11 protein-coding genes are annotated in these 13,710 nt (G+C 70.7%); all 11 read right to left on the reverse strand.

What is annotated here, in order from left to right:
- Positions 1-37: 37 nt before the first annotated feature.
- The gene (gene pstA / locus ABIA33_RS03950; RefSeq protein WP_370076960.1) at positions 38-1,111 is read right to left on the reverse strand and encodes a phosphate ABC transporter permease PstA; all 1,074 of its coding nucleotides are present in this window, start codon (positions 1,109-1,111) and stop codon (positions 38-40) included.
- A complete protein-coding gene (gene pstC, locus ABIA33_RS03955; protein WP_370076962.1) occupies positions 1,111-2,175 on the reverse strand; it encodes a phosphate ABC transporter permease subunit PstC in 1,065 nt (354 codons plus the stop codon). Before pstC ends, pstA begins: the two co-directional genes overlap by 1 nt.
- A gap of 174 nt (positions 2,176-2,349) precedes the next feature.
- Positions 2,350-3,498, reverse strand: coding sequence for a phosphate ABC transporter substrate-binding protein PstS (gene pstS, locus ABIA33_RS03960; RefSeq protein WP_370077747.1), 1,149 nt, complete (start codon positions 3,496-3,498; stop codon positions 2,350-2,352).
- Positions 3,499-3,743: 245 nt separating this feature from the next.
- On the reverse strand, positions 3,744-4,235 hold the full coding sequence (locus tag ABIA33_RS03965; protein ID WP_370076964.1) for an NUDIX hydrolase: 492 nt from the start codon (positions 4,233-4,235) through the stop codon (positions 3,744-3,746).
- Complete coding sequence (locus tag ABIA33_RS03970) at positions 4,220-5,236, reverse strand: CHAD domain-containing protein (RefSeq protein ID WP_370076966.1); 1,017 nt, start codon at positions 5,234-5,236, stop codon at positions 4,220-4,222. The genes ABIA33_RS03965 and ABIA33_RS03970 overlap by 16 nt, the downstream gene beginning before the upstream one ends.
- Positions 5,237-5,345: 109 nt before the next feature.
- Positions 5,346-7,574: an RNA degradosome polyphosphate kinase gene (locus ABIA33_RS03975; RefSeq protein WP_370076968.1), complete on the reverse strand. Its 2,229-nt coding sequence runs from the start codon at positions 7,572-7,574 to the stop codon at positions 5,346-5,348.
- Between the two features lie 206 nt (positions 7,575-7,780).
- Positions 7,781-8,662: a mycothiol synthase gene (gene mshD / locus ABIA33_RS03980; protein WP_370076970.1), complete on the reverse strand. Its 882-nt coding sequence runs from the start codon at positions 8,660-8,662 to the stop codon at positions 7,781-7,783.
- Positions 8,663-8,698: 36 nt separating this feature from the next.
- Positions 8,699-9,946 (reverse strand): MFS transporter, encoded by a 1,248-nt coding sequence (locus ABIA33_RS03985; RefSeq protein ID WP_370076972.1) that lies wholly within the window; start codon positions 9,944-9,946, stop codon positions 8,699-8,701.
- Between the two features lie 77 nt (positions 9,947-10,023).
- Positions 10,024-11,529, reverse strand: a complete 1,506-nt coding sequence (locus ABIA33_RS03990; RefSeq protein ID WP_370076974.1) for a sensor histidine kinase — start codon at positions 11,527-11,529, stop codon at positions 10,024-10,026.
- Complete coding sequence (locus ABIA33_RS03995) at positions 11,526-12,314, reverse strand: response regulator transcription factor (protein ID WP_370076976.1); 789 nt, start codon at positions 12,312-12,314, stop codon at positions 11,526-11,528. Before ABIA33_RS03995 ends, ABIA33_RS03990 begins: the two co-directional genes overlap by 4 nt.
- 123 nt (positions 12,315-12,437) lie before the next feature.
- A complete protein-coding gene (locus ABIA33_RS04000; protein ID WP_370076978.1) occupies positions 12,438-13,694 on the reverse strand; it encodes a S1C family serine protease in 1,257 nt (418 codons plus the stop codon).
- Positions 13,695-13,710: the final 16 nt, after the last annotated feature.

The following is a 13,710-nucleotide window of genomic DNA, read 5'->3' on the forward strand; positions in this document are numbered from 1 at the left end:
TTCTCTCTCGTTCTCGTGTCTGGATGACCGGCGCGCGTCAGCGCGAAGCCTTCGGGGCCTTCCAGCGGGCGATCCCGCGGGCGACCAGGTTCAGCAGCATCACCAGCGCGATGAGTACCAGAGCTCCGCCCCAGGCCCGCGCCTGCGAGGCGGGGGTTCCGGCGGAGTACTGCTGGTACACGTAGAGCGGCAGCGAGGACTGCGGTCCCTTGAAGGGGTTGGTGTTGATCAGGTCCGTGCCGAACACCAGCATCAGCATGGGCGCTGTCTCACCGATGATGCGGGCAATGGCCAGCATCACGCCAGTGGTGATGCCGCCGATGGCGGTGGGCAGCACGACCCGCACGACGGTCAGCCACTTGGGGACGCCCAGGGCGAGGCTCGCCTCGCGCAGCTCGTTGGGGACGAGCTTGAGCATCTCCTCGGTGGAGCGCACCACGACCGGCAGCATCAGGATGGTCAGCGCGAGGCTGCCCGCGAAGCCGGTGTACTGCATGTTCAGGATCATGATCCAGAACGTGAGGATGAACAGGCCCGCGACGATCGAGGGCACCCCGGTCATCACGTCGACGAAGAAGCTGACGGCCTTGGCGAGCCAGCGGCCGTTGCCGTACTCGACCAGGTAGACCGCGGTCAGGATGCCGATCGGCGCGGCGAACAGCGTCGCCAGGGCGACCTGCTCCAGGGTGGCGATCAGCGCGTGGTAGACGCCGCCGCCGGTCTGGTTGGGCGAGATCTCGTTCATCGAGTGGGTCAGGAAGTCGACGCTGATCACGCCGATGCCCTTGGAGATCGTGTAGTACAGCAGCCCGAACAGGGGCAGCAGCGCCAGCATGAAGGCCACCCAGACCAGGCTGGTGATCAGCCCGTTCTTGGCCTGGCGACGCCCCTCGACCAGACGGGCCAGCAGGTACTGGCCGAGGACGAAGAAGATCGCCGCGAGCAGTGCCCACTGGAGCTTGCTCTGGATCGAGAAGACCATGCCGACGACGACGGCCAGAACGATCGCGCCGAGCAGGGTCGCGAGGGGCGTCCAGCGCGGGAGGCGGCGCTCCGTCAGCGTGGACGACAGCGGAGACGGCCGGCGCGGGGAAGTGGTCGTGGTGCTCATCAGGCGTTCGCCCCCGAGTATTCCTTGCGGCGGGCGATGATCAGACGAGCACCACCGTTGACCAGCAGCGTGATGACGAACAGGACCAGGCCGGAGGCGATCAGCGCGTCACGGCCGGTACCGAGGGCCTCGCCGAACTGGGTGGCGATGTTCTGCGCGATGGTGCTGCCGCCCGGGTCGGTGATGTGCAGGCTCAGGATCAGGCTGGGGGAGAGCACCGTGGCCACGGCCATGGTCTCGCCCAGCGCGCGGCCGAGGCCCAGCATCGAGGCGCTGATGATGCCGGAGCGGGCGAAGGGCAGCACGGAGGTCCGGATGACCTCCCAGCGGGTGGCGCCCAGGGCGAGGGCCGCCTCCTCGTGCATCTTGGGAACCTGGAGGAAGATCTCGCGGGTCACCGCGGTGACGATCGGAAGGATCATGATCGCCAGAATGATGCCCACACTGAACAGGCTGCGCGGCTGCGAGCCCGGCATTTCCTGTTTGAAGATGTAGGTCCAGCCGAAGTACTGGTTCAGCCAGGCGTTGACGCCGAGCATGTGCGGAACCAGGAAGAGCGCCCCCCACAGGCCGTACACGATGCTGGGCACGGCGGCCAGCAGGTCCACCACGTAGCCGAGCGCCTGCGCCATCCGGCGCGGCGCGTAGTGCGAGATGAACAGGGCCACGCCGATCGCGACCGGAACGGCCAGCAGCATCGCCACGAGCGAGCTGACCAGGGTGCCGAAGGCCAGCACGGCGATGCCGAAGACCAGGGGCGCGCCGTCCTGGGTGTTCCACTCGAAGGTGGTGAGGAAGTTCCCCTGGTCCGCGCTGATCGCGTGCACCGAGCGGATGGTGAGGAAGACCGCGATGGCGGCCATGATCACCAGCAGCACGATGCCGGAGCCGCGCGAGGCTCCGGAGAAGAGCCGGTCGCCGATGCGGACCACGCCCCTCCCGCTGATCGTGGACGTCGTGGAGGGTTCGCCTCCGGACGCAGATGAACCTCGCCGAGGCGCGTCGGCGAGGGAGTCATTCGTGGGTGGCACGTCATGAGGAGGTGCCGTGTCGGGTATGTCCATGACTTCTCCGGTCTGATGGCGGCGTCTGACGGACGTCGCCTGGCGGCGGTGCACCGGACTGACTGGGTCGAGGTTTGCGTCGGGCTGGGTGGTGCCGGGGGTGGTGCCGGAGCCGTCCGGTCCTACCTCCCCCAGGGGCAGGACCGGACGACTCCGAGCAGGGATTCCCGAGGCTTAGGCGAGGGCGGCGATGGCCGTCTTCACCTGGGTGGCCAGGGCGGCCGGCAGCGGGAAGTAACCGAGCGAGCCGACCGAGGTCTGGCCGGCGTCGCTGATCGTGTAGTTGAGGAAGGCCTTGAGGGCAGGCAGGGTGTCGGCCTTGTTGCCCTTGTCGCAGACGATCTCGTAGGTCACCAGGGTGATCGGGTAGGCGTTGTCGGCCTTGGTGGCGTAGTTGAGCTTCAGCGACAGGTCGGGCGCCGTGCCCACGACCTTGGCGTCCGCGACGGCGGCGGAGGCGTTGGCGGCGGTGGCGTCGACCGGGGCGGCGGCACCCGTCGCGATCTTCGCGGTGGAGATGCTGCCGGCCGTGGCGTAGGAGAGCTCGAAGTACGAGATGGAGCCCTTGACCTGCTTGACCTGGGCGGCGAGGCCCGCGGAGCCGTTGGCGGACTGGCCCGACTTGGCCGGCCACAGCTTGCTCGGGGTGTACGGGAAGTCAGAGGCCGCGGTGGCAGCCAGGTACGCGGTGAAGTTGGCGGTGGTGCCGGAGCCGTCCACGCGGTGGAAGGTCTGGATCGCCAGGTCGGGAAGCGTCGCGGTGGGGTTCAGAGCCTTGATGGCGGCGTCGTTCCAGTTGGTGATCTTGCCGTTGAAGATCTTCGCCAGGGTCGGGGCGTCCAGGATCAGGCCGGTGACGCCGGGGACGTTGTAGCCGATCGCGATGGGGCCGCCGATCATGGGCAGGTCGATGCCCTGGCCGCCGGGGCAGGCGGTGGTCTTGGTCGCGGCGACGTCGGTCGGCTTCAGGGCCGCGTCAGAGCCGGCGAAGGCGACCTTGCCGGACTCGAAGCTGGTGATGCCCGCGCCCGAGCCGTTGGCGTTGTAGTTGATGGTCACGCCGGGGCACTTGGTCTGGAAGTCCTTGACCCACTGGGTCATCGCGTTCGCCTGGGCGGTGGAACCCGCGCCCATCAGCTGGCCGGTGCCGCAGTCCGCACCGGCGGCGGCTGCGCTCGTGCCGGCGCCCGCGCCGGTGGAGGGGGCGCTGCTGGGGCTGGTGTTGTTGTTGTTGGACCCGCACGCCGCGAGCGTCAGCGAGCTGACGACCGCCACGGCGCCGATGGCGAGGGCCTTGGTGCGGCCGTTCCGCTGGAGCATCACTTGGTGTCCCTTTCTGGGTGCCGCCTGGAACCGGGGCATGCCGCTAAGTATGCCTCTGAGCTGGGGCTTCGCTGTGGTGCGAGGGCCTCGCGGCCTCCGATAAGCAAGACGTTAGGCGGGGCAGGTGAAGCGCCAGGCCAGCCCAAATGAACGGAGGGTGAACCTCGGACGGACGGAGGGATACGCAGCGCGGTAGTAACGGTTTCGCCACGACCGTGACACGGCCGGATAAAGCCGCTGCGGGATCACGTCCCGGGCCGGGACAGCCGTGTGAGCAGGGCGTCGACCAGCTCGCGGTCGTGATCGTAGGTTAGCCGCTGCCGCGCCTCGGGGGCGGCTAGCCACTCCAGCCGATCCACCTCGCGGTTCGGGGCGAAGGCCCCGTCGATCCGAACAGCGGCCCAGTAGCGCACCCGTTTCGGGCGCCCCTTCACCAGGTAGCGCTGCGTCGGCAGGCGGAAGCAGAGCTCCACCCGCATCCCGGTCTCCTCCAGGGCCTCCCGCCGGGCTGCGACCTTATGTCGCTCCTCGGCCTCGAGCTTGCCCTTGGGGAACGTCCAGTCGTACAGCTTCGGACGGTGGACCAGCGCCAGCTCCGGCAGGCCGCCGTTCCGGCCGGGACGCCAGAGCACCACGCCCGCGGCGCGCACCAGGTCGTCCTTGGGGGCGGCCTTCTTGAGCCGGATCTTGGTGAGCGGAACCTTGCCCAACGAGTCGGCGTTCAGCGGGTCAGCCATGAGTCGGTGAGCCATCCGGTGCGGTAGAGGTCGGGCCAGGTGCTGCTGAAAGTGTGGCGTGCGGCCTCCACCTCCAGTCGTTGATCAGCATGAACCACGCCGAGCACATACGCCGTGGCGGGGGTGATCCTCGGGGTGAGGGCCGCCAGGGCGGCGGCCTCGGCGGCCTCAGCCGCGTCGCGGTGGCGGGCCAGGATCCTGGACAGCTCGGTGAGTGCCGCCGCCGGCCGGGCGGCGCGGCCGCCCAGCTGCGGCGCGCACACCTCCAGCGCGTACTGGGCGCGCAGGGTCAGCCCGCGGACCTGGATCCAGGGCCGGTCGTCCCCTGGATCGTGCAGGGCGTCGCCGTTGTAGGGGGCGGCTGCGCGCTCCAGCGGCAGTGCTTCCACGGCGCTGGTCAGGGCGCGTGCCTCCGCCACCGCGTACGGCAGCAGGACGGCGGCGGAACCGCGCTCGCCGGGGTTGCGCAGCGGCAGGTCGGACACCAGCAGGGTCATCCGGTCCGCGAGGGCGTGGAAGCGGGCGGAGCCGAGTTCCTGCAGGGCGGTGGTGTGGGCGCGCGAGCGGGCGAGGGTGAGCTGTCGCTCCAGCAGTGCGCGGGCCTTGGGCGCGCCCGGATGCCGGGCGAGCAGCCCCTCGGCCTCGCGCGGCTTCGGTACCGGGCCGCCCGAGGGGCCGGGTGCGGGGACGTCGATGCTGGTCAGCGAATCGAGGCTGGTGAGCAGCCGGGTGAGGCGGCGGCCGTAGGCCGGCTCCTGGCTGAGTATCCCGCCGAGGCGGCCCAGCTCCTCGCGCAGTTCGCGGGACCAGGCGGCGTCGAGCAGGGCGTCGAAGGTGTGCAGGGTCGCCCCGACCCGGCGCAGCGTGCGCAGGTCCACGGCGGGCAGGCCGCGCAGGAAGCTTCCGGCCTGGGCGGCGAGGTGTGCCGAGAGGACCTCGGCGGCCGTGCCGATCGTCGCAGTGCCGGCCGTGGAGGCTCCGGGCGCCGCGGTTCCAGTCACCGGGGGTGCGGTGGCTGAGCTCCGCGGGGCGGGCGGGGCCGAGGGGGCGTCGGTCATGGTGCGTAAGTCCCCGTTGTCGTCGGGAGTGGCCTTTGCTGCTGAGGAATCGTCAGGTCGTGGTGCCACTAGGACCCCAGCCACCGGTGCTCCGCTTGCGGCGGCGCGAGTCGATGAGCAGTTCCTGCACGTTGCGCAGGGGTCTGCCGTCGGCGTCGTGGGAGTGTCTGGTCCAGATGCCGTCCGGGCCCAGGTGCCAGGACGCGGTGTCGTCGGCGGTGCCGAGGTCGAGCAGCCCGGCGAGTTCGGCACGGTGGCCTGGGTCGGTTACCCGCAGCAGCGCCTCGATCCTGCGGTCCAGGTTGCGGTGCATCATGTCGGCGCTGCCGATCCACACCTCGGGGTCGCCGCCGTTGGCGAAGACGAACACTCGGGAGTGCTCCAGGAAGCGGCCGAGGATGCTGCGGACCCGGATGTTCTCGGACAGGCCGGGGACACCCGGCCGGATCGCGCAGATGCCGCGCACCCAGACGTCCACCGGCACGCCTGCCAGGGAGGCGCGGTAGAGGGCATCGATCACGGCCTCGTCCACGATGGAGTTGACCTTGATCTGGATCCGGGCCGGGCGGCCGGCGCGGTGGTGGGCGATCTCGTCCTGGATCCGGGAGATCAGCCCCTGCCGGAGCGAGCGGGGAGCGACCAGCAGGCGGCGGTAGGACTCGCGGCGCGAGTAGCCCGAGAGCCGGTTGAACAGGTCGGACAGGTCCGCGCCGACCTGCGGGTCCGCGGTGAGCAGGCCCAGGTCCTCGTACATCCGTGCGGTCTTGGGGTGGTAGTTGCCGGTGCCGACGTGGGCGTAGCGCCGCAGCGTCTCGCCCTCCTGGCGGACCACCAGCGAGAGCTTGCTGTGCGTCTTGAGCCCGATCAGGCCGTAGACGACGTGGCAGCCGGCCTCCTCCAGCTTGCGGGCCCACTTGATGTTGGCCTGCTCGTCGAAGCGCGCCTTGATCTCGACCAGGACCAGTACCTGCTTGCCGGCCTCGGCGGCGTCGATCAGCGCGTCCACGATCGGCGAGTCGCCACTCGTCCGGTAGAGGGTCTGCTTGATGGCGAGCACGTCGGGATCGGCGGCGGCCTGCTCCAGGAACGCCTGCACGGAGGTGGAGAAGCTGTCGTACGGGTGGTGCAGCAGCACGTCGCGCTCGCGGACGGCGGCGAAGATGTCGGGCTGCGACGCCGACTCGACGTCCGACAGGCCCCGGGCGGTGCTGGCGATGAACGCCGGGTACTTCAGCTCCGGGCGGTCCAGGCCGGCGATGGCGAACAGGCCGGTCAGGTCGAGCGGCCCGGGCAGCGGGTAGACCTCGGCCTCGGTGATGTTCAGCTCGCGGACCAGCAGGTCCAGCACGTACGGGTCGATCGACTCCTCGACCTCGAGCCGCACCGGAGGGCCGAAGCGGCGCCGCATCAGCTCCTTTTCGAGAGCCTTGAGGATGTTCTCGGTGTCGTCCTCCTCGACCTCGAGGTCCTCGTTTCGAGTGACCCGGAAGGCGTGGTGGGCGAGCACCTCCATGCCCGGGAAGAGCTCCTCGAGGTGCGCTCCCATCACGTCCTCGAGCGGGACGTAGCGCTGCGGCGACGCCTCCAGGAAGCGGTGCAGCGACTGCGGGACCTTGACGCGGGCGAAGTGCTTGTGGCCGCTCACCGGGTTGCGGACCACCACGGCGAGGTTGAGCGAGAGCCCCGATATGTACGGGAAGGGGTGCGCCGGGTCGACCGCGAGGGGGGTCAGTACCGGGAAGATCTGTTGCCGGAACAGGGTCAGCAGGCGGCCCTGCTCCTTGTCGGTGAGCTCGTTCCAGCGGACCAGCTCGATGCCCTCGGCGGCGAGCTCGGGCAGCAGGTCGGTGTGGAAGCAGGCGGCGTGCCGCGCCATCAGCTCGCGCGAGCGCGTCCAGATCTTGTCCAGCACCTCGCGGGGCTGCAGACCGGCGGCGGAGCGTTGGGCCACACCGGTGGCGATACGGCGCTTCAGCCCGGCGACGCGGACCATGAAGAACTCGTCCAGGTTGCTGGCGAAGATCGCCAGGAACTTGGCCCGTTCGAGTAGCGGGGTCTCCGGGTCCTCGGCGAGCTCCAGGACTCGCTCGTTGAACGCCAGCCAGCTGCGCTCGCGGTCGAGGAAGCGGCCCTGGGGCAGCTCCTCCTCGAACTCCGCGAGCTCGCGGCTTTCGGGGAACTCCCGGTTCTCCGGAACCAGCACGGCAAGGTTGGGGCTGGTGCCGGCGGCCGAGCCGGAGGTGGCACTGGGGACTGGATGCGCAGGGCGGGCGGCGGTCATGGCGGGCGGCTCCTCCTGCAGGGTGTCATCCGGTAGCGTCCTCACCGTGTTCGTCGCCTGATCCGACCGGGGTTCCAGGGGCGGGACCGTCAGTCGGGGGTAGCGACGGGGCGGGGGCACTGCGGATTGCATTTCGTGATCTTTGCAACGGCGTCTTAACTCAAGGTAAATACAGAGTGGCCTGCAGGAAAGCTGAGTCGGTCGCCTCAGGGGGTGCCGGGCAGCGCATACATCAGGTCAACCTCGTGGATCGTGAATCCCAACCTCTCGTATACCCGGACTGCCGCCGGGTTATCGGCGTCCACGTACAGCAGTACGGTTCGCAGGCCGCGGTCGCGGGCCAGATGGCGCAGTCCCACGGCGGTGAGGGCCCGGCCGAGGCCGTTGCCCTGCTCGGTCGGGCTGACGCCGATGACGTACACCTCGCCCAGGTCGTTCTCCACCTTGGTCCAGTGGAAGCCGACCAGCTCGTCACCGCGAACCGCGAGGAAGAAGCCGTTCGGGTCGAACCACGGCTCGGCGATGCGGTCGCGTAGATCCTGGCTGGTCCAGCCGCCCTGCTCGGGGTGGTGGGCGAAGGCGGCGGCGTTGAGCGCCAGCCAGGCGTCGTCGTCGACGCCGGGGACGAAGGTCCGCAGCTCGACGCCCTCGGGCAGCTGCGGCGGCGTCTCGGCGTCCGCCGCGGGCAGGGAGCGGCGCATCTGCCGCAGCTCCCGCACCAGTTCCAGGCCGAGCCGGTCAGCCAGATGCCGCGCCGCCGGGTGGCCCCCGTGCGCCCACGCCTGCCGCGCGCCCTCCTTGAGGACGGCCTCCGCGAGCGTCCGCCCGTGCCCCTCCCCGCGCCGCGCGGGATCCACGACCAGTTCGGCGGTCTCGCTCGCGTCCACCTGCCCGTACCCGACCAGCGCGTCGCCGTCCCCGCCGTACTGAAGCAGATGCCTGACTCCCTCCCGGGGGCCGCGCAGCGCCAGCCGTCCCTGCTCCGACACCGCCGCCTTCCCGTCCGCCCCGGCCGCCGCGCCCAGCAGCGCCCCCACGGCCGCCCGCTGCGCCCCGTCCACCGACCCCACAACCACGACTGAGTCCATGGGCCGACCCTACGTCGAGTCAGAGCTGCGACGACTTCACCGACTTCTCCGACTTTCCGACCGCACCGACCGCACCGGGATGATGGCGATCGCTGAGATCGCACACACTGCCGCGCAGGCGAAAGCGGTGCCGTAGCCCGCCGCGGTGATGAGAAGGCCGACCACGGGCGGGGCCAGCGAGGCGGTCAGGTTCTGGCCGATGTTCTGGACGCCCAGCGCGCGGCCGGCCCAGTGCGGTCCTGCCAGCTCCGCCACCGAGGTGAAGGACAGGCCGTTGGTGCTCGCCGACAGCCCGCACAGGGCGATTAGCAGCGCCACCGCCGCCCACGACGGCCACCACTGCGCGCAGGCCGCGAGCAGCAGGGACAGCGTTCCGACCGCCGTCGCCAGCTTCCGCATCGGCCCCAGCCGGCTCCCCGCCGCGTCCGACCAGCGCCCCGCGCCGATCCGGCAGCAGGCGGCCAGCGCCTGGCCCACCGCCATCAGCTGCCCCGCGGCGACCGGGGACCAGTGCCGGACGTCCGTCAGGAAGACCAGCCCGAACGCTCCCACGGTGAACTGCGGCCAGACCAGCAGCGCGCTCGCCCCATGGATCCGCCACAGCGTCCGTGACCCCCGGTACGGGGAGACCGGACTCTCGCCGCCAGGCCCGGCCTTCGGCGGGCGGGGCGGGTCCACCACCAGCAGCGCGACCAGCACGGCCATCACCCCGCTCAGCACCGTCACGAACAGCAGCGCGCCCCGCAGCCCGTAGGCCGCCGCCAGCGGGGGCATGGACACCGCCGCCAGCAGCATCCCCAGTGGCGTCGAGGTCTGCCGGATGCCCATCGCGAGCCCCCGCTGCTCCGGCGCGAACCAGCCCAGCACCACCCGCCCGCTGGCCGCCGACACCGAGGCCCCGGCCGCGCCCGCCAGCGCGAACATCAGCCCGAGCAGTACCAGGCCGTGCACCAGCAGGGCCCCCGTCAGCGACAGCGTCGCCAGCCCCAGCCCGGACGCGAGCACCACCCGCTCGCCGTAGCGGTCCGTCGCCGCGCCCCAGGCATACAGCGCCAGCAGCAGCCCGACGGTGGGGCAGGCGACCAGCACCCCCGCCTGAGCCAGGTTCAGCCGCTCGGTGTGCCGCAGCGTCGGGATCAGGTAGGGCAGGCCGTAGACGAAGGCGAACGAGCTGGTCTGCGCGGCCGTGCCGAGCGCCAGCATCAGCCAGCGGCGGTTGCCCGCGCTCGCATCGACCTGCCCCAGGGCGGGTGGGTGTGGACCGGTCACTCTCTGGCTGCCCATGACTGACTCCCCGCCGGATCCGATTGGTCGCTACCGGGTCATGATGGCGGGCCATCCATCAGCTGGGACAGTTTGTTTCACATACTGGACTCGATGTCCTTGTCGAGCACCGGTGTCGGCGGCGGGGGCGTGGGCGCGCCCGGCAGTCGCACGGTGGCCAGCGCACCGCCCGTCGTCCCGTCGGCGCCTGGCTCGTCGGCGGCGGAGAGCGTCACCTCGCCGCCCGCCTCCCGTATCGTCTGCGCCACGATCGCCAGCCCCAGGCCCGACCCGGGCATCTGCCGCGCCGAGGGCGACCGCCAGAAGCGGTCGAACACATGCGGCAGCTCCTCGGCCGGGATGCCGGGGCCGTGGTCGCGTACGGTCAGCGTCCCAAAGCGCAGCCGCACATCGATCGTGCCGCCGGGCGGGCTGAACTTCACGGCGTTGTCGAGGAGGTTGATCACCGCGCGTTCCATGGTGTGCGCGTCCGCGCGGACGTACCAGGGCTTCAGGTCCACGTTGAAGGTCAGCCCCGGGCCCCGTAGCCGGGCGCGGTCCAGCGCGCGGGCGGCGATGTCGTGCAGCGGCAGCACCTCAAGCGGTTTGGCGCCCTTGGGACGCGACGGGCGGGAGAGTTCCAGCAGGTCGCCGATGAGCGTGGACAGCTCCACCATCTGCGCCTTCATGTTGCGCATCATCCGGGTACGGGTGTCCGGCGGCAGCGCGCGGCCGGTCTCCTCGCTGCGGACCAGGAGGTCCACGTTGGTGCGGAGCGAGGTCAGCGGTGTGCGCAGCTCGTGACCCGCGTCGGCGATCAGCTGGGACTGCCGGTCGCGGGAGCTGGCGAGTGCGGTGCTCATCGAGTTGAACGACTCGCTGAGCCGCGCGATCTCGTCCTTGCCGTCCACGGCGATGGTCGTGCCCAGCTCCTCGGTCCGGGCGATGTGTTCTGCCGCCTCGGTGAGCCGGTCCACCGGCCGTAGCGCCGCGCGAGCGACCCACAGGGCGCCCAGCGCGGAGCCGGCGATGACGAGGGCGGCGACCAGGACCATGATCAGAGCGAGCTGGTTCAAGGCGTCCTGGACGGGTTTGAGCGGTTGGGCAACGGCGAGGGCGACTGTGACGCGCGCGCCGTTGAGCGTTCCCTCGCCCACACTGACCGTGTACACGCGCACGGAGGTGCCGCCGACAGTTCTGCCGTCGTGGAAGCTCTCCTTCGCATCCGGCCCGGAGGTGCCGCTGGCTGCGATTGCGTAGTCGGTTGCAGTGGGCTTCACCGTGTTGCTGTCGGTCTGCGGGCAGGACGTGTTGTTCGAAAAGATGAGTGTGGCGCTGCTCTGCGGGGCGTAGTTGTTGGAACCCAGGCAGAGACTCGCGACGTGGCGGACGGCGACCTCCGGATTCGGCCCGACTGATGCCCGAAGTGTCTGGTCCACCTGGTAGGTCATCTCGCTGCGAGCGAAGAACCAGCTGGCCGCCGCGCACAGGACTACGGCCACCGACACGGCCACTGCCGAAAGCAGCGCCAGCCGTCCCCGCAGCGTCACCCGGCTGAACCAACCGCCCAACCGCCGCCGTTCAGCAGTCGTGCCCCCGCTCACGTCCCGGTCCCTGCGCGGAGCGCGTACCCCACGCCGCGCACGGTGTGCACGAGCCGGGGCAGGCCACCGGCCTCCGTCTTGCGCCGCAGGTACATGACGTACACGTCGAGGGAGTTGGACGACGGCTCGAAGTCGAAGCCCCAGACCGCCTTGAGGATCTGCTCCCGGGTCAGCACCTGGCGCGGGTGCGCCAGGAACATCTCCAGCAGCATGTACTCGGTCCGGGTCAGCTCCACGGCGTGCCCGGCGCGGGTGACCTCGCGGGTCGTGGTGTTCATCCGCAGGTCGTCGAAGGCGAGGATCTCGTCCTCCTCCGGGCTGCCCAACCCTGCCGCCTGCACAATCGAGTTGCGCCGCAGCAGCGCCCGCACCCGGGCCAGCAGCTCGTCCAGTTCGAACGGCTTGGCCAAGTAGTCGTCCGCGCCCACGTCCAGGCCGGTGACCCGGTCGCCGACGGCGTCCCGCGCGGTGAGCATCAGCACCGGCACGGTGTCGCCGCGCGAGCGCAGCCGCCGGACCGTGGTGAGGCCGTCCAGCCGCGGCATCATGATGTCCAGCAGCACCAGGTCGGGGGCACTCTCGGCGATCGCCTCCAGGGCCTCCAGGCCGTCGGAGGCGGTGGTCACCTCGTAGCCCTCGAAGGCGAGGCTGCTCTCGAGGGCGTCGCGGAGCGCGGGCTCGTCGTCGACGACCAGGACGCGGGCCAGCGGTTCCTCCGAGCCGGCAGCTCCGGCGCCGGCGGAGCTGCCGGACGGGTCGTGGGCGGCGGACGGGGCGGCGGTCATCGGGCTGCTCCTTGATTCCTCGGTTGCGGACACGGTGGCATCTGTCCGCGATTGTCCGTCAGCGACGCGCCCGCAGGCACGTCGCTGGGTGGACGTTCGGTCGGTCGGGCGGCCGGTGGGCCGTCAGCTGGTGACGTTCTGCCCGCTCTGCAGCTTCGGCAGTACCGACTTCACCGCGTCGATGGGGATGGCGAAGCCGAGGCCGACGCTACCGGCCTGGCTGCTGGAGCTGCCAGAACCGGAGGAGGACGAGGAGTACATCGACGCGTTGATGCCGATGACCTGGCCGGAGCTGTTGAGCAGCGGGCCGCCGGAGTTGCCGGGGTTGAGCGAGGCGTCGGTCTGGATCGCGTTGTAGGTGGCCGTCTGGCTGCCGGAGCCGCTCGAGGAGCCGCTGTTGCCGGAGCCGTTGCCGCCGTTGCCGTACTGGCCGGACCAACTGGGGAAGCCGTAGCCGCCGTTGCTCTGCACGGTGCTCTGGCTGACGTCCACGGTGACCTTGCGGTTCAGGGCGCTGACTATGCCGGAGGTGACGGTGCCGGTGAGGCCGTCGGGGTTGCCGATGGCGACGACGGAGTCCCCGATCGCGATCTGACTGGAGCTGCCGAGCGAGGCCGGCTTGAGGCCGCTGACGTTCTGCGCCTTGATCACCGCGACGTCGAGGCCCGCGTCGGTGCCGACCAGGCCGGCCGTGGCGGTCTTGCCGTCACTGAACGTGATCTTGATGGTGGCGCTGCTGTCGCTGACGGCCGAGGAGATCACGTGGTAGTTGGTGAGGATCTGGCCGGTCGAGGTCAGGATGATGCCGGTGCCGATGTCCTCGCTGCTGCCGGAGGTCACCGTGATCTGCACCGTGCTCGGGGAGACGGCTGCGGCTATCGCGGCGGTGTTGCTGGTGCTCTTGGAGTCGGAGGTGACCACGGCGGACGTGCTGTAGTCGCCGCCCGCCTGGGTGCGGTTGGCGCTGATCACGCCCCCGGCGACACCGCCGGCGAGGGCGGAGACCAGCGCGACGGCGGCGACCAGCGCCATCGGGCGGCGCAGCCTGTGGCGCTTGGGCGCGGAGCCCGGAGCGGGCTCTGCGGCGTGGTGCGCGGGGCCGGTCGTACCGTCGCCGCCGCCCGCACCGCCGGCCGCGCCACTGTTCGTGTCACTGCCCGTGTCACCGAAGTCGGTGCTGTACATGTACGGCGACGCCGGGAGCACCGTGCCCTCGATGGGCTGCTCGGGAGTCCCGCGGTGAGCCGTGGGTGCGTGCTCCGGCATCGGCGGGACGGTCGGCAACGGCGTGGTCTCTTCGGCGCCCATGCCGTAGCGCGAGTCGTAGGGGTACGCGCCCGGCTCGGGGGCGCCTGCAGGATTCGGGTGCGTGTCGCTCATGGGTCCAAAGGTCCGC

Source organism: Streptacidiphilus sp. MAP12-16, assembly GCF_041262165.1.
GTDB lineage: Bacteria > Actinomycetota > Actinomycetes > Streptomycetales > Streptomycetaceae > Streptacidiphilus.

Coding starts and splice junctions, on each gene's coding strand:
- pstC (WP_370076962.1), bottom strand. CDS start 2,175: ATGGACATACCCGACACGGCACCTCCTCATGACGTGCCACCCACGAAT.
- mshD (WP_370076970.1), bottom strand. CDS start 8,662: ATGGACTCAGTCGTGGTTGTGGGGTCGGTGGACGGGGCGCAGCGGGCG.
- ABIA33_RS03975 (WP_370076968.1), bottom strand. CDS start 7,574: ATGACCGCCGCCCGCCCTGCGCATCCAGTCCCCAGTGCCACCTCCGGC.
- ABIA33_RS03985 (WP_370076972.1), bottom strand. CDS start 9,946: ATGGGCAGCCAGAGAGTGACCGGTCCACACCCACCCGCCCTGGGGCAG.
- ABIA33_RS03995 (WP_370076976.1), bottom strand. CDS start 12,314: ATGACCGCCGCCCCGTCCGCCGCCCACGACCCGTCCGGCAGCTCCGCC.
- ABIA33_RS03965 (WP_370076964.1), bottom strand. CDS start 4,235: ATGGCTGACCCGCTGAACGCCGACTCGTTGGGCAAGGTTCCGCTCACC.
- ABIA33_RS04000 (WP_370076978.1), bottom strand. CDS start 13,694: ATGAGCGACACGCACCCGAATCCTGCAGGCGCCCCCGAGCCGGGCGCG.
- pstA (WP_370076960.1), bottom strand. CDS start 1,111: ATGAGCACCACGACCACTTCCCCGCGCCGGCCGTCTCCGCTGTCGTCC.